At 66.0% G+C, this 19,623-nt stretch carries 12 protein-coding genes and 3 pseudogenes; 6 read left to right on the plus strand and 9 right to left on the minus strand.

Features of this window, described 5'->3' with window-relative positions; translation table 11 throughout:
- Positions 1 to 3: 3 nt before the first annotated feature.
- The gene (locus tag G3I60_RS08865) at positions 4 to 1,092 is read right to left on the minus strand and encodes a sensor histidine kinase (RefSeq protein ID WP_239069631.1); all 1,089 of its coding nucleotides are present in this window, start codon (positions 1,090 to 1,092) and stop codon (positions 4 to 6) included.
- A 510-nt stretch (positions 1,093 to 1,602) separates the two neighbouring features.
- Here G3I60_RS08865 and G3I60_RS08870 point away from each other — a divergent pair.
- Positions 1,603 to 2,051 (plus strand): annotated as a pseudogene (locus tag G3I60_RS08870) (IS701 family transposase); the annotation flags it as partial.
- A 289-nt stretch (positions 2,052 to 2,340) separates the two neighbouring features.
- A pseudogene (locus G3I60_RS08875) lies at positions 2,341 to 3,474 on the plus strand (helix-turn-helix domain-containing protein).
- Between the two features lie 38 nt (positions 3,475 to 3,512).
- Here the strand turns inward: G3I60_RS08875 and G3I60_RS45250 are convergent.
- The 5 genes and pseudogenes from G3I60_RS45250 to G3I60_RS08900 form a co-directional block, all read right to left on the minus strand.
- A pseudogene (locus G3I60_RS45250) lies at positions 3,513 to 3,635 on the minus strand (IS701 family transposase); the annotation flags it as partial.
- Positions 3,636 to 3,728: 93 nt separating this feature from the next.
- Positions 3,729 to 4,145, minus strand: coding sequence for a DUF5958 family protein (locus tag G3I60_RS08885; RefSeq protein WP_164293065.1), 417 nt, complete (start codon positions 4,143 to 4,145; stop codon positions 3,729 to 3,731).
- Between the two features lie 223 nt (positions 4,146 to 4,368).
- Entirely contained in the window at positions 4,369 to 4,653 is a 285-nt protein-coding gene (locus tag G3I60_RS08890) for a hypothetical protein (protein WP_203672448.1), read from the minus strand.
- 205 nt (positions 4,654 to 4,858) lie between these two features.
- Positions 4,859 to 5,068 (minus strand): hypothetical protein, encoded by a 210-nt coding sequence (locus G3I60_RS08895; protein ID WP_164293066.1) that lies wholly within the window; start codon positions 5,066 to 5,068, stop codon positions 4,859 to 4,861.
- A gap of 496 nt (positions 5,069 to 5,564) precedes the next feature.
- Entirely contained in the window at positions 5,565 to 5,927 is a 363-nt protein-coding gene (locus G3I60_RS08900; protein ID WP_164293067.1) for a hypothetical protein, read from the minus strand.
- 1,793 nt (positions 5,928 to 7,720) lie between these two features.
- Between G3I60_RS08900 and G3I60_RS08905 the strand changes: the two genes are divergently transcribed.
- Both G3I60_RS08905 and G3I60_RS08910 read left to right on the plus strand, forming a co-directional pair.
- Positions 7,721 to 8,617, plus strand: coding sequence for a hypothetical protein (locus G3I60_RS08905; RefSeq protein WP_164293068.1), 897 nt, complete (start codon positions 7,721 to 7,723; stop codon positions 8,615 to 8,617).
- An 836-nt stretch (positions 8,618 to 9,453) separates the two neighbouring features.
- Positions 9,454 to 10,260 (plus strand): site-specific integrase, encoded by an 807-nt coding sequence (locus tag G3I60_RS08910; protein WP_239069664.1) that lies wholly within the window; start codon positions 9,454 to 9,456, stop codon positions 10,258 to 10,260.
- Between the two features lie 525 nt (positions 10,261 to 10,785).
- Here the strand turns inward: G3I60_RS08910 and G3I60_RS08915 are convergent.
- Complete coding sequence (locus G3I60_RS08915) at positions 10,786 to 11,244, minus strand: hypothetical protein (RefSeq protein WP_164293069.1); 459 nt, start codon at positions 11,242 to 11,244, stop codon at positions 10,786 to 10,788.
- Between the two features lie 55 nt (positions 11,245 to 11,299).
- A complete protein-coding gene (locus G3I60_RS08920; RefSeq protein ID WP_164293070.1) occupies positions 11,300 to 16,303 on the minus strand; it encodes a VWD domain-containing protein in 5,004 nt (1,667 codons plus the stop codon).
- A 453-nt stretch (positions 16,304 to 16,756) separates the two neighbouring features.
- Between G3I60_RS08920 and G3I60_RS08925 the strand changes: the two genes are divergently transcribed.
- Together G3I60_RS08925 and G3I60_RS08930 are read left to right on the plus strand one after the other, a co-directional pair.
- Entirely contained in the window at positions 16,757 to 17,704 is a 948-nt protein-coding gene (locus G3I60_RS08925; protein ID WP_164293071.1) for a PD40 domain-containing protein, read from the plus strand.
- Between the two features lie 183 nt (positions 17,705 to 17,887).
- Positions 17,888 to 18,307 carry a hypothetical protein gene (locus G3I60_RS08930; protein WP_164293072.1) on the plus strand — a complete coding sequence of 140 codons (420 nt, stop codon included), beginning with the start codon at positions 17,888 to 17,890 and terminating at the stop codon, positions 18,305 to 18,307.
- A gap of 754 nt (positions 18,308 to 19,061) precedes the next feature.
- On the opposite strand, the gene G3I60_RS08935 is transcribed toward G3I60_RS08930, so the two are convergent.
- Positions 19,062 to 19,490: a hypothetical protein gene (locus tag G3I60_RS08935; RefSeq protein WP_164293073.1), complete on the minus strand. Its 429-nt coding sequence runs from the start codon at positions 19,488 to 19,490 to the stop codon at positions 19,062 to 19,064.
- Between the last annotated feature and the right edge of the window lie 133 nt (positions 19,491 to 19,623).

The raw sequence follows: 19,623 nt of genomic DNA on the forward strand, positions 1-19,623 counted from the left end.
CGATCACCGCGCGCACGGCAGCTCCGCGGTGATGGTGGTGGGCCCGCCAACGGGGCTGCTGACGTGGAAGGCCCCGTCGAGGGAGCCGACCCGCTTGGCCAGCCCGGTCAGCCCCGTGCCGGCGGCGGCGTCGGCACCGCCCAGCCCGTCGTCGGTAACGCGCACTCGCAGCACCTCGCCGACCTGATGGACTATCACCTCTGCACGCATCGCGTTGGCGTGCTTCGTTGCATTGGTCAGCGCCTCAGAGATCACGAAGTACGCGACCGACTCCACGTTGGGTGCCACCCGCTCCTCCAGATCGATCCGCAGCCGCACCGGCAGGGGCGTGCGGGCAGCCAGCCCGGACAACGCCGCGTCCAGACCTCGGTCTTCGAGCACGGCCGGGTGCAGCCCCCGCACCAGGTCATTCAGTTCGGCGATCGCCTCCTTCGCCTCCAGGTGCGCTCTCGCGATCACCTCGCGGGCATCACTCGGCCGGTCCGGGCGGGTGGCAATGGCCAGACCCAGGTTGACCGCGAGAGACACCAACCGCTGCTGGGTTCCGTCGTGCAGGTCGCGCTCGATCCGGCGGCGCTCCGCGTCGACGGCCTCGATCAAGTCGGTCCGGCTCACGGCCAGCTGATCGACCCGCTCCTGGAGCCGCTGCGCCCGGCTGGGCCCGAGCAGGCCCAACGCCAGCCGCGCCTCGGCCCGGGCTACTGCCCGCGCGGTCCAGGGCAGGGCGCACAGGAGGAGGAGTCCAGCCGCTGTGTAAGCCGGCAGCTGGGTCAGGTAGCCGAACCAGTCCTGGCGGATTCCGGTTGGCAGCGCCCCTGACCAGGCGTAGGCGATGACGCCCGCCAGGCACGCCGCTGTCACCGCGAGCACCAGCAGCTCCAGCAGCGCGAGCAGCGGGCCCAGCAGGAGGTGGTAGCCGATCTTGCGCCAAGGCCGCGTCGCCGCGAGCCACCGGGCGGTCGAGGCCCACGTCCATTGTTCCGGCGCGGTGGGGGTGAGCCGGGGGACGTCCACACCGATGAGCACCCGGTAGCGAGCCCGCTGAACGGCCGTCAGCACCGGGGTGCCGAGCAGGACCAGGGCAGCCGACATGGAAACCGTAAGGAGCCAGTTCCCCGTCCTGGCGGTAGTCGTCGCCGCCCAGGCCCACACGGGCACCAGCGCCAGGTGCGGCAGCACACCAGCGGCAAGAAAGCCGCTGTCCCGCCGCGCCCGGAGGACCGTGCGTCTCAGTCCAGCTGGAATCGTCATGGCACGACGCTAGGGCACCAAAGGAGGACGGTGCCATGAAACCTGTACCCGATCTCATGGTGAACCTAGTACCAGCTGTAGATCTTGATCTTGGCCTGTGGGCGGACAGCATCTCGGGTCGGTAGGTCGGCTTCTGCTGGCTGCCGGCAGGTAGACCGGGCCCGGTGGAACAGGCACTATACTCCGGTGAGCATCGTCATCAAACTGTGCTTCAGCCTGCTAGACACATCAGCCCTGCCCCAAATAATCCAGCTGTAGATCGCGATCTTGCTGGTGAAGGCGGCTGGATGCCGAGAGGTTGGCTTGTGCTGACTGGCCGTCGCGCGTTGTCAGATGACGCTTCGGAGCTCCGGTAGCAGTCAACTGCTGATCCGCCGCAACCCGAACACCGGCGAACTCGCCTTCTACCGCTGCTACTCGCCCATGCCGGTCCCGCTCACCACCTTGGTCCGGGTCGCCGGTGCGCGATGCGAGTGGAGGAGTTCTTCCAGTCCGGAAAGGGCTTGGCGGGCCTGGATGAGCACCAGGTCCGCCGCTGTACCTCCTGGTCGCGGTGGGTCACCTTGGCCATGCTCGCGCACGCCTTCCACGCGGTCGTACGCGCAGACGAACACAACCGTCAGCCTGCATCCGGAGATCTCGTACCGCTCACGAGCAACGAGATCCAGCGCCTGTTCATCGCTCTCGTGGTCCGCCCCATCCACCATGTCGCTCATCGGCTCGACTGGTCTCACTGGCGACGTCGCCACCAGGCTAGATCCCGAGCCAGCCACTACCGACGACAACCCGCCGAAGCGTGAAGATCACCATCTACAGCTGGAGTACTACGCAACAATGATGTACCGCCGTCTCAGCGGCATTTCTGTGGGTCATTGAACTTGTTCGTTAACGTCGGGCTTGATCGCGTTCGATCAGTGTCTCAGGGCGTTTGACGGTTTTGCCCACGTCATGACGGGTGGCGGGGTTGCCCCTGCCGATAACCTCATCCGCCCTGGTGGGAGCCGGTTTACGGGGTGCGCGCGATCACGGGTACCAGCGCACAAAATGGGCCTCTCGCACGGTTGGTCACCGCCCCGCCATGATGATCGCGTGCTGTTGCGACTGGCTTACCTGACCGTCACGAACGCCTTCGCCATGCTCCGCCTGCTGCCGATGAGCGACCGGGACAAGGACGCGGAGATCCTCGCGTTGCGCCATCAGATCACGGTGTTGCAGCGCCAACTCGGCAAAGACAGAGTGCGGTTCACCCCGGGCGATCGCGCGTTCCTGGCAGCCCTGCTGCACCGGATGCCGTCGGAGGCGCTGCGCAAGATACGGGTGGTGGTGCGTCCGGACACGGTGCTGCGCTGGCACCGCGACATGGTCGCACGCCGCCACGCGGCCCGATCCCGGCCCAAGCGCCCGGGAAGGCCACGCACCGTGCGCTCCATCCGCACCCTGGTCCTGCGGCTCGCACGGGAGAATCCCCACTGGGGATAACGCCGCATCCACGGTGAACTCCTCGTTCTCGGGATCAAGGTAAGTGCCTCCACCGTCTGGGAGATCCTGAAGGATGCCGGGATCGACCCGGCGCCCGAACACGCTTCCAGTACGTGGGCGGACTTCCTGCACTCCCAGGCCGACGCCCTGCTGGCGTGCGACTTCCTGGAGACGGTCACCTTGTCCGGGGCGCGGCTGTACGTGTTCGCGGTGATCGAGCATGCCAGCCGGCGGATCCGGATCCTTGGCGCCACCGCCCACCCCACAGCCACCTGGGTCATTCAAGCCGCGAAAAACCTCGTCATGGATCTCGAAGACGCCGGCTGCCGGGCCAGGTTCCTGATCCGGGACCGTGACGGGAAGTTCCCCGCCCTGTTCGACGCCGTCCTGGCGGACGCGGGGGTCGACGTGGTGCTCAGCGGCGTACGGATGCCACGGATGCCACGGATGCCACGGATGCCACGGATGCCACGGATGAACTCGATCATGGAACGGTGGGTGCAGACCTGCCGGCGCGAACTGCTGGACCGCACCTTGATCTGGAACCAGCGACACTTACTGCACGCGCTACGGGAGTTCGAAGAGCACTACACCTCCCACCGGCCCCATCAGGGCATCGCCAACGCCCGCCCACTGCACCCGCTGCCGGTTCCCGTCACCGATCCAGAACAGATCGACCGCCTCGACATACGTAGACGCGAACGACTCGGCGGCATCCTCCACGAGTACCAACATGCTGCGTGACCTGTACGGATGAGGTTATCGACAGGGGCACGGTCGTGTCCGGCCTGCTCGGCCAGCTGCCAGCAGTTCTTGCGTTCGACACCGGACAGCAGCCCGAGCACGAACGCCCGCGCCGTCGCCCGGGGTTCAACGCGCCGGAACTGGCCCGCGATGCGGGCCATGGCCTGGTCGAACATCTCGCGCCAGCAGGCAGGGTCCACGCTATGGCCCGCGGCCACCGCACCATCTTCAGGAGTCCACACAACCTCTGATGATCACGCGGTGGCCGCTTCTGCATCGGTCCCGGAACCCAACTGGTGCCAGGCGTGGGGGCACCCGTCAGCACAGAACCGCTCCCGGCGGCGCTTGTCGGCCACTCCCAGCAGAGCTACCAATAACCTAAATGCCTTCACGCGCTCGTCCTGCGGCAGATTGATGATCTTTGTCAGCTGTCCGGGCAGTTGGCCGCGCACGATCAGGACCGCGGGCGTATGCGTCGGCCGGATGCCTGCCAGACGAACACTCTCAGGGCCGTCCTCCACCGTCGCGCGGGCCTGGATGCAGAACCCGCTCAAGTCACGCAGGACCTCGAACTGCTCGTCGGCGGAAATGCCCTTGAACCACTCGACACCCCGTCCGAGCGAACGCTGTCCCTGCGCGAGCTCGTTCAGCCTGACCGTGCGCCCGTCCATCTACCCACCCCGTGACTCGGCTCAGACCGGCTCAGACCAACACCTCGGCAGGATATCGCAGCAGATCGCGGAGTATGACTGGAGTACTAGGCGGGTGCAAGGCAACACCTGGTTCGAACCCCGCCCGCTACCGCGATTCCCCGTGAGTCCCCGTCCGATCTGGCACGGCTGTGGCACGGCCCCCATGGATTCCTCGGCCCTTGCGGATGCCCATGGCGGAGCCTCACTCGTTGCGTTCCAGAACCAACCCTACGGAGCCGTCTTCAAGGCCGTTGCCCTCGTCCAAGTGCAGGTGGCTCCCGTTCGGAGTGCCGTCCTGGGCGAGTGTCATCAGGTGGTTGGCGAGTGTTCTCAGCCCTACTGCATTCGCTTCGATGACAACCTCGCCGCCCAGGTTGCGCACCTCAATGCGCGCGTCATCTTCCCAAGAGAAGACCCGGGCGACAGCATCCGTCGTGACGGTGACCTGTGTGCTGGCCGGCGGAGCGCTGTCGGACTCGAAGTTCATGCGCTCATCATCCCCCGAGATCTTGCGACTCTTCGTCCTGAAGCAAAATTCGCGCACCCACCCGACGTGGGGAAATAGCGCCGCTGACCTGCGCAGACAGTTCCCGAGCGTCCGCGGTTGTCCGCCGAAGTACGGGGCCGTTGTAGCGCAGCTAGACACTCGGCCGCTACTGTCGTATGCCGTCGCCAGAGGGCGGCTGCTTCTGTCAGTAGGAGTCGGTGATCCCGTTGGGCGGGTACGGTGGCGGTTGGGATGACGCTGCCGTCTGTCGACCGGCTATGGCTGCGGCGAGCGCCAGCAGGGCCTGGACCTGGGCAACTTGTGTGAGCAGGTCGGGGGTGACGGTCATTCCATGGATCTTGATCCGCGCCAAAATATCGCTCGCGGCTTGGGCGTGTGCTTCGTAGTCGGCCATACCGGACTCCAACATGTGTTGGTCGTGGTAACCGCGCTACATCTACGGTAAGCCCGAGCCTTGGTACTGGCATCTTGCTGCTGTGCGGGTGGGGCCGTTCCGCGACCCGTCACAATCACCACGTCAATGCAGCACCCGTGCGCCGACCCCCGGTCCCTCCGAGAGTGGGCCCGGCGGAGCCATCGTTTCTCTCTGCCGCATCCGCGGCACCGACGGCTCTCATCACGTTGGTGAACGAACGGCTTTCAAGACGGGGCACTCTTGGGGCACTCTCACGTCCCCATCCGACCTCTGAACTGCCTTGACGTCATCAAGCGCGGGCCGCGTAGGCCGACCTGGTCCACGCGGGGATCTGGCCTCACTCTGAGAGCCACACCGACCTACCGACTGCGCGACCGACGATCCCCAGCGCTCTGGGCCTGGTCGAGCCGCAACTGCCGCCGAAGCTGCTCCGCCCCGGCCGTTTCGGCGAGTACCTGAGACGGCAGCGCTCCCCTCAGCTGCAGGGCCTGAGCCGGTTCTCTTGAGGGTCGAAGCAGACCAGCCCCATGGAGTGTGCGAGGGCCGCCGCATAGGTGGATGCTTCCTCCGCCATGCTCCATCGCATCGGGAAGTAGATGAGCGGGCCGCACGCCTCCCCGATCAACGGCCCCGTCGACCAGGGAGAGGTGTCTTCCTCGTCCTCGGCCAGGTCGCACCACCCTTCCAGAAGAGCGGCAACGTATGCCGTTATGCGCTCGGTCGGTGCATGCTCCTCGTCCGTATCGACGTAGCGGTCATAGAGGTCTGTGAACGCTCGCCCAGCCACCCTGTCGTCCGCAGGGCGCTCGCCGTCCCAGACAGCCAAGTCGCAACTCATGCCGGGAGGCTGCCACACCGCACTGACAGACCGGCCCTGCTGGGCGGAACGGGCAGGGGGCGCCGACGGACGGTTTCTCGGCCGAGGGTGCCATCAGCTTGGGAATCCCCGATGGTCGGATCCGAAAACGGATGTTGACCTACGGCGATGGACGCAACCGAGAATCCTGGCGGCCCACCGTCTACCCGTCATTGACCGCCGATCCCCGCCCCATCTGGTGGAGATCGACCTTCTGATCCGTAGCTCTAGGTAGAACGGTCGCTGAGGGTCATACCGGTCCCTGAGGGACTTCCAGGGGTCGCTACAGGTCGCTGCCGGTTGCTGTGCTTGCGGTACTCCGCTGCTGTACTACAGGCCAGATCACAGAAGCGGGTGCTCCGACTCTCAGCCGCGCTTGTCGCTCTCACGTACTCGCCGACGCTTGGACCGCGGGTGGGTGCGTTCCCAGAGAGTGAGAGAAGCGTGAGCCAACATGAGGATGAGCATGATGGTCGATCCCACCTGTACGGCGCCAGTGCTCATGACCGCGTGGATGGCAAACCACAGCAACCCGAGGCACCACAGAAGCCACGTGCCGAACTTGCTTATCTGCTGACGCACCTGTGTGCCTACTCCTTCGTCCGTGGCTCAGGAGAGTACCGCCCGTTCGAGCACTAGTTTGGAAGACCAGGGATACAGATGCCGGCCGACCTGGGAAGCGTCTGACCTTGGCCGGAGCGGGCCCGCCGCCGTGGTTCCCCGCGAGTCCCCCGCTGCTTCCCGCCGGACCGGGCACGTCACGGGCACGTCGCTTATGTGGGGGTGCCTCGTGAGCGGATCTGTTGGTAGATCTCGCGGCAAGCGATCAGGGCCCAGGCCAGGCCCCTGCGGTGATAACCCACAGCGGCGAGGCGCCCTGGCGATACATGGAGAGTCCGTGGATCAAGAGGATCACGGCGATGATCAGGCCCAAATAGGGCATGGCCTTACCCACAGATCCGCCGTCCCTGGGCCGGTACTTCATGATCACCTTTCGCCTGTCCAATCGGCAATGTACCGCTGACCGAGGACGGCGGGGGGACTCCGCGGAAGACCCAAATCCCCTCTTCTGCCTGGGTCTTGTCATCCTGGGCGACTTTTGTGTGGTCGGTGGAGACCCGAAATCTGGACGCACTGAGTCCTTGGTCTTCCGGCCTTGGTTGCCGCCGTTGGTGTCACTCGGCGATGTCAGATCCCACCTGCGCAACCCCCACCGCTGGGGCGTCTCGTCAGTTGGTTGCTGCCACCCCTACCGCCGTTATCAGAGCGATGGTTCCAAAGACCGCGCACACCCATCCGCACACGAGGTATGCCTTCTGCGCGAAGGGCACGTGCACTGATTGGCCGAGGCGCGGCGGCTCCTGCTTCCACTGGCGCTGCCTGTAGATGAGGTAGAACCCCCTATGGGGGTCGTTCGATCTGTCCGTTGTCCGCCCTGAGGAGAGCCCCCGCTCCCCTGGCTGCCTTTGCACCAGAGTCCGTACCGCGACCAGTGCGGACTCTCACCTTGCTACTTCTGTCACTCAGTGTGATCTTTCGGGGCCGAACCTGAAGGGTCCAAGCAACCTCGGCCACAGGCATCAGCCAGCGCGCTTGCGGCACGGTGGATCTTCCGTGCGACCCGCTCCAGGGAGTCTTCGAGGTTCTCCAGGTTGTCGGCGGCGGGCACCATCCGTCGCGCTGCGCCCGACCACCGGCAGTCAAAAGGAGCTGGGAATGGGGCCGGGCTACACATAAGCAGTCCGTGCAGGCCTGATCGGCCGTAGCATCTAGCTATGACGGGAGTTGGGGCAGATGCTTACCTACTGATCTGGATGCACGAGCGCAGTGCGCAGGGAATGGGAGGTCTGGCTGGTCCGGAGGATTTCCCCGAGGAGTGGAAACGCGGTAGCCGCTTCAGACTCCGTGCCGACCTGAACGACCTGGTCCGACGAGGCCAGATGGAACGGAACTTCGTATTCCGCCGGGGTAACCTGTACCGCCTCACACATGCTGGTGAGCTGGAAGCGCGGCGGCTCCTGCACCTGCGACGTGACCCCGAAGGGCGCCAGCAGCATGCCCACAACGGCCTGATAACCGCGGCCTCCCGCGCTTCCTACAGCCCCACCATCGGTCTCGAAGCATTCCTCGCGATGCCTCAATCGCATATGTACGGCGACTCCCTGACCCTCGACGAGGTGCGCGTAGCGGCGGGGTATCTGGTGGAACGGGGCTTGGCTACCCTTTACGAAGGGAACACCCAGCATCCGCTCGAAGCTCTCTTGACGCTGACTGGAGTAGGAATCCAATGCGCCGAGAGCCCACTCCTCGTAAAGGACTTCCTTATGCAGAACGGCCACCTCCCGACCTACGACATCGATATTCACGGCGGTAGCAACATCCAAGTCGGCCAGGAAAACGTCCAGAACAATAACTCTGGCTTCGATCCCTCTCAGTTCATCGCCTTCGCTCGCCAGGTGCTAGCAGCCGCGCCGCGGGTAGAGATCACGGATGAACTCCGGGGGCAGATTGTCCGCGACGCCTTCCACCTCGAAGAGGAAGGCACCAGACCCGCCCCTGAACCGAGCCGCGTACGCCGGGCTCTGGATGGGCTGATGGAGACCCTCGTACGGCACTCCACCGACGGCGTTGCGCAACTCCTGTACGACGCCGGCCGTAGCCTCCTTCCTTGATCGCCTCCCGGTTCTCGGTGATGGGCGCTCTTCGATCCAGTCAGGCCCAGTTTTCCGGGTAGGCAATTGATCGACGGCCCCCGGAATCGGGCCAGTTGAGGCTGGGCACGGGCCGCATCCGTGCGGACTTGTCCGGCGCGCTCGCCACGACGCTCCTGGCTGCCATCCCGCCTGCCGTCGTCCCACACTTCGTGGAGCGGGCGTGGTTCAGGGCGTCAAGGTGGAGCGCTCTGCTGGACGAACGACCTTGACGCCCTGGGCCGCGGCTGCTCGGCTCTGCCTGGGACGTCGGCGGACGGGATGGCAGCCCCCACCGCGGCCACGTACGACCCGCGGTCGCCATCGGGTCGGCGACGGTCTGGTTGGGGTCGGCGGTGAACCCGGCGCTTTGCCCTTCGAGCAGGCACTTCTCCGTCGACCTCCCCTCCCCCACACCAGGACGGCACACCGTCCGCCGCGGCGGCTACCCCAGCGAAGATTCAGCCCACACCGGACCTCGCCGACCTCACCGCGTGGCTCGAGGCGAAGAACCTGATAGTGCAATCGTCCAGGGCGATGTCGCCGAGGGCGGGATGAGGTCGTGGGTGACGTAGTCGCGGTAGCAGCCATGGTCGTCGGACCTCGCTTACCCCCACATCGCCGCACTCGTCCGCACCCAACTCGCCGCAGGACGTGGCAAAGTTACCGTCCACCGCATCCTCGCGACGCTTTCCAGCGCACTCGGCGACGCCGTACGCCACCACCGTCTCGCCGGCAACCCGGCCAGACCCACCGCCATCCCCCGCCCCGCAGCGACAGAACGTCACATCTGGACACCCGGCGAAGCAACTCAATTCCTGCACTACTGCCACACAGCAGACCCACTCTTCGCCGACCTCGTCGAAGTCCTCATCGGCACCGGCCTACGCAAAGGCGAAGCACTAGGACTCCACTGGGAAGAGGTCCACCTGGACCAACACGCCCTCTACGTCCGCTGGACACTATCCGCCATCGACAACAGGAAACTCATCCTCACCACACCCAAAACCCGCAGTAGTAAAGCCTGGGTCGCACTATCACCCCGCGTCGAAACCGTACTCCGCAACCGTGCCCACGACACCATCCAGCCACTGCGCGGCTACGTCTTCCACCAACCCGACGGTCAGCCGCTCCACCCCGAATACGTCCTCAATCACTTCCACGCCCTCGCCGCCAAAGCAGCCGTGTCCCGCACCACCGTCCACGACCTACGCCATCTCACCGCAACGATCTCCATCACGGGCGGCGTCCCCCTCACCATCGTCTCCAAGACGCTGCGCCATTCCACCCTGTCCACCACCGCCAACATCTACAGCCACCTCACCGCCCAAGCCGCCCGCCAAGCCGTCGACTGCATCGACCACACCCTCAGCTCAAGCGCCCCACCAAGCCCCGACCCCGATCGCCAGGGTCGGCCGCGACCACCTGACGACCACATCCCCCAAAGCCACAACCAGCTCACGGCGATCAACCCGGCACCCCACTCCCCGACTTCTCCACCGCCCCAACAAGAAGATCAAAAGACTGCGACCACAGCCCAAAGAGACAACAAAAAGGCCGCCTCCGCATTTCTGCGAAAACGGCCTCCGACCTGCGAAAATGCTGGTCGGGACGACAGGATTTGAACCTGCGATCCCTTGACCCCCAGCATTCGTCAGTGCCTGACGGACCGTATCCGCTGGTCCGGTGCAGTCCTGATCGCCCAGGTCAGGTCCTGTTGCACGAGCACCGCCGTGACGACCTGTCCCGCTCGGTGACGCCCCCTCCGTGAGACGCCCGTGAGAGCCAGGTGAGGCAAGCCCGGGACGTGACTTCCGTTCAGGCGCCTCCAGAGAGGTACCGTGACGGTCGTGCGGGCCTCCAGTGCGCCCCCACTCGTAGTTGCTACAGCTTCTTCTCATCTTCTTCCAATTGCACGACGCGCATAGCCCCGCCAGACCGCCCAATCCACGCCGAATTGGCGGAACCAGGCAGGATAGTCGTAACCGCCCAGCTACTGAATTCGCACTCGTGATATCGGCTTTGTGGGCCGCGCACCACCGTCGCTGAGCTGGTCTCGGCCTGCAACAGCGGGGTCCGGTAAGGTGCCTGCTCAACGCACGACAGCCAAGGGCTGAGACCGCTCGTGCGGGATATCTGGTCCGGAGGGGTCAGCGCGACGGGGAGCTGGGGTAACTGTGCTGCTGCCACTGTTTCTTGAGTGCGGGGACCCCGCACAGGTGCGCCTTGGCCGCGGCCACGATCGCAGCGGCGTCGCCTGGCGTTGCTCCCAGGCTTTGGTACGCCTGGGCGGCGAACACGGCGACTGCCGGGGGCGGGCCGCCGGCGTAGATCTCATAGCAGAGGAAGGTGCCCTGCCGCCATGCCTCCACGTCGTTGGCAGCGAGCGAGGGGTCGATGGCGCGCAGGGACGAAAGGTAGCCGGTGAGAGCCGTGCGCGGGACGGATTCATAGCCCTGGACCACCGCCCTGTCAGCGCCAGCGGCGGGGGCCGCAGCGCGGGCAGGGGCGGAGGCGGTGGCCCTGGGCCTACTGGCTGAGGCTCCGCACGCGGTGAGCATCAGGGCCAGGGCCACGGCCGTGCCGAGCAGGCGCCAGGGCTTGCGCATGGTTCTCCTTGTTCGTCGTCTCATCACGTTGTCAGCTGGTCAGGTCGCCGGACCGTCAGGCGAGCTTCACGGTGGCTGTGAGCGTTCCCACGGCATTGGCCAGCGGATTGAGGACGACTCGGTAGGTGCCGGTGGTGGGGAGGGCCACAGCCGCCGGGGTGCAGGAGGTTCCGCAGTACGTGGTGGTGACCAACGTCGTGCCGTCCGGTTTCAGCACCGACACCTCGGCGTTGTACTGGCCGAGGGTTCCGGCGGAGAAGGTGAGGGTGGCTTTCTTTCCTGCGGTCCCCGCGAAGGTCCACGCCCCGTTTTGGCCGGGCGTGGTGATCGTCAGTTTGGACGCGGTCCCGGTGGTGGGCAGCGCCGCAGTGACATCCGCCGGGACCAGATAGACGCGCAGGCTCAGAGCGCCGTATGTGGTGCTGACCGGACGCAGCAGCACGGTGTACGTCCCGGTCGCCGGCAGAGCGGTCGTGTCGAAGCCGCAGGACGTCCCGCAGTACTGCTCGGCGAGGAACACGCTGCCGTCCGGCTTCAGCACCGACACCTCGGCGTTGTACTGGCCGAAGGCACCGGCCGTCAGGTCGAGGTAGACCCGCTGGCCGGACGTTCCAGCGAACGTCCATGACCCGTTCTGCCCCACTGCGGTGGTGGTCAGCTTGATGGCGGGCCCGCCGATGGTGGCAGTGGCGGTGGCGACCCCGGAGACGCTGGCGGTCAGCGACCCGGTGGCGTTACCGTCCGGATCGAACAGCACCGTGTACGTCCCGGCGACCGGCAGCGTCGTGACGCCGAAGTTGCAGGACGCCCCGCAGTACTGCGCGGCCGACAACACACTGCCGTCCGGCTTCAGCACCGAAACATGAGAGTTGTACTGGCTGATCATGCCGCCCGACAGACCCACAGCCACCTTCTGGCCCGCGGTCCCGGAGAACGTCCACCGGCCGTTCTGACCCGGCGTGCCCGCAGTCAGTGTGGACGCCGTGCCGGTGGTCGAGATCATCGCGCCGGCATCCGCGGGCACCTGGTAGAGGCGGAGGGTGAGAGCGCCGTGCGTGGTACTGACCGGACGCAGGAGCACCGTGTACGTGCCTGCCACCGGCAGGGCGGTGGCGTCGAAGACGCAGGACGTTCCGCAGTACTGCTCGGCGAGGAACACGCTACCGTCCGGCTTCAGCACCGACACCTCGGCGTTGTACTGCCCGAAGCCGCCGGCGCTGAGGTCAGCGAAAAGGCGCTGCCCCGCGGTCCCGGTGAACGCCCAGCTCGCGTACTGCCCCGCTGCGGTGGTGGTGAGGGTGATGGCGGGCCCGCCGACGGTGACGGTGGCGGTGACGACCCCGGAGACGCTGGCGGTCAGCGACCCGGTGGCGTTGCCGTCCGGATCGAACAGCACCGTGTACGTCCCGGCGACCGGCAACGTCGTGACGCCGAAGTTGCAGGACGCACCGCAATACTGCCCGGCCAGCAACACACTGCCGTCCGACTTGAGCACCGAAGCATGAGAGTTGTACTGGCCGATCGTGCCGCCCGACAGACCCACAGCCACCTTCTGGCCCGCGGTCCCGGCGAACGTCCACCACCCGTTCTGCCCCGGTGTACCCGCGGTCAGTGTGGACGCCGTGCCCGTGGTCGAGATCGCCGCAACGGCATCCGTGGGTACCTGGTAAGCGCGAAGTACGAGAGCGCCGTAGGTAGTGCTCAGGGGCCGAACAAGGACGGTGTACGTGCCGTCTGCTGGGAGGGCGGTGGTGTCGAAACCGCAGGCGGTCCCGCAGTACTGCTCGGCGAGGAAAACGCTGCCGTCCGGGGATATGACGGAGACCCGGGCGTTGTACTGGCCGAAGGCACCGCCCGCCAGGTCGAGGTAGACCCGCTGCCCGGCAGTGCCGGTGAACGTCCAGACACCGTTCTGCCCTGGTGCGGTGGTCGTCAGCGTCACGGCCGGCCCGCCGACGGTGGCGGTTGCGGTGGCGAGACTGGAGACGCTGGCGGTCAGTGCGCCGGTGAGGTTTCCATCCGGGTCGAACAACACCGTGTATGTCCCGGCGACCGGCAACGTCGTGACACCGAAGTTGCAGGACTGCCCACAGTACTGCCAGTTCAGCAGCGTGCTGCCGTCCGGCTTGAGCACCGACGCGTGGGCTGCGTACTGGCTGATCGTGCCGCCTGACAGGCCGAAGGACACCTTCTGCCCGGCCGTTCCGGTGAACGTCCACCGTCCGTTCTCGCCCGGGATGGTCGTGGTGAGCGTGGACGGCGTGCCGTTGGTCGGGATCGCCGCGGCCAGGTCGGCTGGCACGGTGAGGAGGGACGCGGTCAGCGCGCCGGTGGCGTTGCCGCTCGGGTCGAACCGCACCGTGTAGGTGCCGCCGACCGGGAGCACGGTGGTGTCGAAGGTGCAGGAGGTCCCGCAGTACTGCCTGTCCAGCAGTGTGCTGCCGTCGGGCTTGAGCACCGTCACCGCGGCGTCGTACTCGCTGATGGTGCCCCCGTGGAAGCCGAGGAACACCCGCTGTCCGGCGTTTCCTGTGAACGTCCAGGTGCCGTTCTGTCCCGGCGAGGTAGTAGTCAGCGTCGAGGGTGGTCCGTCCAGCGAGGCGATCGCGGAGGCGTCGGCCGGGATGTTGGTGACGCCGAGCGTGTATCGGCCCGGCGTCTGGTTCTGGGGGTGGACGCGCAGCCGGTAAGTGCCCGCGGGCAGGTCATGGACTTCGTCTCCCATACAACTGTAGTCCGATGCGACCTTTCGGCCCGCGGCGTTCTCCAGTTCCCACTGGAGTTGTCGCGTGCCGCCGGGGCAGGTGTGCGGGTCGATGAACAGCGATGCGCCGGCGGTCACGGCGAAGGTGTAGTCGTCCTCCGATGCGCCGTTCTCGAGGTTCCCGGCGCCGGCCGCAGGGGTCCCGTCGGACACTGAGAACGGCAGGGACGTGGCGAAGGTCTGGGGTGGTACCACGTCGATGTGCAGTGCGACGTCGTCGACTCCGAAAGCCTGGTCGGCGATGCCGGTGACACCCATCGCGGAGACCTTGAACTCGGCTTGGCTGTCGGCGTGCGTGAAGGGCACCGTCACCCGATACACCGCGTAGCGCACACTGCTGGCAAGCGTGCCCGTCGACGCCGGCGTCAGGGACTGCGGCTTGATGGTGTACGGCTCCTGCCGGTCGGTCGACACTGTGACGGACTTGGTGTCGGTACCCGTCGTCCAGTCGCCGATCGTCAGCAGGTTGAAGCTCAGAGTCCCCTGCAGGTGGGACGGTAGGGACTGGACATAGAAGCGGTATGCGTCGGTGCCGCTGAAGGGACCGGCGAAGGCGGTCGTGCCCGGGTCGGTGGACACCCGCGCGGGCAGCAGGTTCGACGGCAGCGAGGAGCTCTCAAAGTTGACGGACAGATCGCCTGCGGCGTCCACGCCCCGGGCCGTCGGGTCGTAGGTGATGTTCTGCTGTTGGGCGGCGGCGGTGGCGAAGTCGGTGTTGGCGGTCAGCGCCAGGTCCAGGACGCAGCTGTTGAAGGCCGGGCCCGGGGCCACGCCGGCCGTCTCGCACTGGGCAGAGGCGAGTGAGACCTGGTCCGGAGTCAGGTCATGCACGGTGGTGATGGTCGACGGGAAGGTCAGGTCGGTGAAGGTGGACGTGTCCTGCCCGTCGGCGTAGGTGAACAGCGACTCGTCGGCGCTGATGCGCCAGGAATCGGCGAAATCGCTGTGCAGGACGGTCGGCGAGGTGTCGGCCGGCAGCTGGGTGCCGTCGGCGAGCCGCAGGTCGTTGTCCGGATTACCGTCGCCGTTGCCGAACAGGCCCGTCAGGTCGCCGTCCTGGGACGGCGGCACCCACAGGCCGGCCGAGCCGGACTTCCAGGACAGGACAGGTCCGCCGACGCCCCGCCACAGCACCAGGTAGCCGCCGTTGGGATCGTGGATGACGTAGCCGCCCTCGCCGAGCGACAGGATCTTTCCGTAGCCCAGGCTCCGCACCTGGCCGTCGACGAACAGCTGGCTGGAGGTGAACTCCACCCGGTGCTCATTCACCTCCATCGCGACGCGGCTGATCGTGGAGACGGAACTGGAGGAACTCAGCGGGGTGAAGCGTCCCTGGACGTCCATCCCGTACGTATCCGAGTGGGCGAGGGTGAACTCGCCTGCGGACTGCAGGTCGTAGTGCAGCCCGTCGACGGTGGTCATATGCGGATCGCCGTTGGCCAGGCCGCCGTGGTGGATCAGATACCAGAGGGCGAACAGCAGGATCGCCACGGCTCCGGCACCCAACGCCGCCTCCACCGTGATGAATCCGGCCTCCGCGAGGATCACTGAGCCGTCGGCGCCGCCCAGCATCACCTCCAGCTCCGCGATCAAATCCGCAGCAGCGGCCTCTGGTCCGCCCGCCGCAGCCACATCACCGGCGAGTCCACCGTCCTCGGCCACGGTCGAGATCACCTCAGGCAGCGTGTCGGGGACGGCGATCAGCACCGGTGGCTGGGGATTGGAGGACGTCGGGGGCTTCTCCTCACTGCAGGTGCGCTTGTCCCGGACTTCCTCGATGCTCAGCAGGCCGGATTGCGGCGAGGTGGCCTTGTAGGTCCGCCAGATGTATCCGGTGCCGCCTGTGGATGTGCAGGCCTTGTTCGTGTCCCGGACCAGGAACTCGTCGGCGTACGCACCCCACCGGTTAAGGGTGTTACCCCGCCGCACATTCACCATTCCCCGCTGGGTGAACTGCTGGACGTAGCCGTCGACCTGGGTGCCCCACTGCGCGTAATCGGCGTTCTCGCCCTTGACCTTCGCCTCGATCACATCCACCCCGGCAGCCGGGTTGGCGCGGTCGTAGACGAAGATGTCAGGTCGTTTGTTCCCGGGCAGGTACATCTCCCACTGCACGTTAGGGCTGATCAGCCCCTGGCTCGGGCTCTCCAAATGATCGCTCAGATACTTGATGGCCCGCGCCTGGCCGATGGCCTCGACGCCTGGGCCGCAGGTGAATCGCAGGTAGCCGTCTACGGGGGCGACATTATCGAAGCAGCCCGGGTTCGGCTTGAGGATACGGCGCGTCTTGTACATGAAACTGTTGATGCATCGGGCCGACTCCTTGCGGGTTCCCGCCGACCAGTCGGAGCTATTCGTGCATGTGGCAGCAAAAGCCTTTTGGGGGAACCATGCAGCCTCAACAGGAACGAGCAATGCGGCGACCAGAATGGCCGCCACGAATATGCAGAGTTGACGCACCGTTCGCAGCCGAAACCCCAGAAGTATCCCCATGAGGACGTGATGCTAGCCGAGGTGATCACGCGCAACAAGGGGGCCTCAATTTTGACACGGGCGTGGAAAATCGGAATTCCTCCCTCCGGAACGGTGGATTCCGAATCGAAAGTCTTCGGGGCCGAATTCCGCCGATTCGACCGCGGTCGGGGGAAGTGCCCGTGCCCATGAGTGGTCGCACCTCGCCGGCCGTACCCGCCTGATACGGTTTCCGGCGGCAGTGCGAAGGCAGGCATCACTTCGGTGGGAGGCTCGGTGGCAGCGGATCGGCCATGGGAACTGTCGATGGACGGGCTGGAGGTGCGTCGCATCGAGCGGGCCGGACTGCTGCTCCAGGCGGAGACGCCCGACAACGGACGTCGGACAGTGATCGTCCAGGACGCGGACAGCGGATCGTTCGTCAGGGTCCCGTGTACGCCGACAGATGCGCGCACCGACGCAATCGCCCTCTCCCGTGACGGACGCCGAATGGCCTATCTCAGCAGTACCGCCTCCGGCCACGGAAGGGAACTGCTGGTGGTTCACCTTTTGGCCGACGGCACCGAGGCACGGTTCGACGCCGAGACCGACGGCTCGGACCTGCGCGCGGGGTTCTCTCCGGACGGGCGCTCACTCGCTGTCCTGTCCGCCGACCAGGACCGAGGGCCCGACGACCGGTTCGAAGCAGACCTGCTGATCGTCAGTCTCATCGACCTCGTCACCGGCGACCGGCGCCGCCTGTGGTCCGGTCCGGGCCTCGCGCCCGCGGAGAGGGCCATCAGCTGGTCGCCGGACGGCCACTTCATCGCCATCGTCCACCTTGATGTCGACGAGACGTGCGCCATCACTGTCCTCGATTCCAGTACCGGCAGACTGGTCACCCACTTCACCGAGATGGAAGCCCTGGACTCCTCACAGGGTTCCTGGTTCAGCGAGCAGGAACTCGTCATGTTCCCCGAAGACGTCGACTACGACGAGACTCCCCGGGCGCCCGCACTCATCGTCGACGTCGTGAGCGGCACGACCCGGCGCATCGACCAGACCGAAGACCTGCCCGACGGCTGCATCGCCGTCGGCAACGGCCGGATGATCGGGCCGTTTCCACCCCACGGCATCGGCACCGCCGCCCTCGACGGAAGCAACCCGCGCCTCCTGCTCACTCACGAGCCGACGATCCAGGTCACCGTCGTCGACATCGCCCCGGACGCGTCGCCCCTGCCGTAACGCCTCGCATGGAGGAACTCCCAACACCCACGGCAGCTCGCTGAGGCGGAGCTCGGAAAATCTGTCTCGTTGCGGGGCATGGTGGGACGACACTGCGAGGGTGAAACTGTTCGAATCTGGCTTTGAGCCCGAAGGGGTGATCACGCGCCCAGACACCAGTCCGCACAGGTGTACTTGCTGCCGTTGATCGAGCTCGTACGAGCCTGCCGTAGCCCGCAGGACAGCTACGAACTGCAACAGGACCTGCTTCGACGCCTCCTCGACGTGGAGGAACACCGCAACGCCTTCAGCAAGGCGTCAAGCGCATGCGCGGTGGTAAGACCCCAAGCCGGTGTGCCCGAACCGCAGTCAGGGCCACCCCTGTCCGACATCGAGACGTGGATCCTCGAGCGTGAGCTGTGCGAGCGCGTGGCGCGGCAGTTCTGCTCGGTAGGTGACGCATTGGCCTGGCGGGCCTTCAACCACCACCGCCGGTACATCCTGGCCCTGTGCCGAAACGCACCGCCCGGAATCATGGCGCGCAAGGCCGGCTTGAAAACGGAGCTGGAGACCGTAGAGAGCCACTGGCGCGACAGCGGCCGTTCGCACTCATGCACGACCTGACCAACTGCCTGCGGATCGGCGACACCACTGTCTGGTAGGACGACGGACCACACCTATGAGAGCAAGACCAACCCCAGGTACCGCAATTGTCCAGGAGCACCGGATCGCGACCGGATACGAGGCCATCCGCACCGGATCGGCACTGCCCGGGGACAACCCCAACGAGCGGCTCCATGACATCGACACCCCACTGCTGACGCACATGGAGCTGCTGCAGACCGCAACCCAACGCACCGCCAAAGACGGGATCTTCGCCGCCGAAGTGCCCGGCAGCCGCGCCCTGATCGCCATCGACCTGTACGCCGTGATCAGCCAGAACAGGACTCCGCGGGGGTTCGGACGACCCCCGAGGTCCAGACTCCCGGATCAGCCCGGTGGCCTGGCTCTCTGCGCGTCGTCTACTAGCGGCGCGGGTCTGTCCCAAGCAGTTCCTGCCAGAGACACCAGCTTCAGGAACACGGGTGTCGATCGTCCTGGCCGACCTGAGCAGGACGGCTGCTGGACGGGACCCGGTTCTGGCGTCGTCCGACAAATCTGGCACGACTGTGGCACGGCGATCTTCGGATCCGCTGCTCGGGGGGACCTGAGGCTGGGACGGGTCGGACGGTAGAACGGAGTTGAACGCCGAGCGAGGCGAGGGCAGAGCGCTTCGGAGTCGCCCCGCCCGTCGCATCCGAGCTCCGGCGGAAGAAAGCGGAGCGGGCGGCCGACGGTTTCTTTGCCGGAACATGTCTCCGCGATGCTCCCGCCGAACTCACTTCTGCAGTGTGACAGCCCACAGCGTCATATCGTAGACGTCGGAACTCTCGGAATCGGAGGAGGCCGAGAGGCCGAAATTTGCCTCGCCGGGGCATTCGGCACCGGAGTCGTCATAGAGCAGCACATCGAGTGGCGGATTGAAAATGAGCTTTTGGCGACGAATATCTGCAAGACTCCGGTCCCCGCGGAGCAGGACCCGCCCCAGGGAGTCGAGGTCGGTGAAGTCGGCCCAGACGCGGGGTGGAGCAGCGTTCGCAATGTAAGCGAACGTATGGCCGGATGCATCTTCGCGATACAACCGTCCACAATTTCCGCACAGATACAGGGAGGCGAGCGACGCCTCGACAGCACTTCGACGCTCATCACTGCCCAGATCGACAACGTCCGGCCAGGCGATCGTGTCAAAGTGCTCGTCGGGAATCATTCGAAAATGTTCGCCGGTCCTACTCGAACCGCGGAAAATGTTCCCACAAGCGCATTTGAAGCCACTCAATTCCTCTCCCCATTCTGTGCGACATCAGAAGATGCCCCGAACCTGCCAACGCACGTGAAGCATA

The organism is Streptomyces sp. SID13666, assembly GCF_010548325.1.
Classification (GTDB): domain Bacteria; phylum Actinomycetota; class Actinomycetes; order Streptomycetales; family Streptomycetaceae; genus Actinacidiphila; species Actinacidiphila fildesensis.

Excerpts from the sequence above, each read along its gene's own strand:
- G3I60_RS08865 (WP_239069631.1), bottom strand. The coding sequence starts at position 1,092 with ATGTCGGCTGCCCTGGTCCTGCTCGGCACCCCGGTGCTGACGGCCGTT.
- G3I60_RS08885 (WP_164293065.1), bottom strand. The coding sequence starts at position 4,145 with ATGGACGGGCGCACGGTCAGGCTGAACGAGCTCGCGCAGGGACAGCGT.
- G3I60_RS08890 (WP_203672448.1), bottom strand. The coding sequence starts at position 4,653 with ATGAACTTCGAGTCCGACAGCGCTCCGCCGGCCAGCACACAGGTCACC.
- G3I60_RS08895 (WP_164293066.1), bottom strand. The coding sequence starts at position 5,068 with ATGGCCGACTACGAAGCACACGCCCAAGCCGCGAGCGATATTTTGGCG.
- G3I60_RS08900 (WP_164293067.1), bottom strand. The coding sequence starts at position 5,927 with ATGAGTTGCGACTTGGCTGTCTGGGACGGCGAGCGCCCTGCGGACGAC.
- G3I60_RS08905 (WP_164293068.1), top strand. The coding sequence starts at position 7,721 with ATGACGGGAGTTGGGGCAGATGCTTACCTACTGATCTGGATGCACGAG.
- G3I60_RS08915 (WP_164293069.1), bottom strand. The coding sequence starts at position 11,244 with ATGCGCAAGCCCTGGCGCCTGCTCGGCACGGCCGTGGCCCTGGCCCTG.
- G3I60_RS08920 (WP_164293070.1), bottom strand. The coding sequence starts at position 16,303 with ATGTACAAGACGCGCCGTATCCTCAAGCCGAACCCGGGCTGCTTCGAT.
- G3I60_RS08935 (WP_164293073.1), bottom strand. The coding sequence starts at position 19,490 with ATGATTCCCGACGAGCACTTTGACACGATCGCCTGGCCGGACGTTGTC.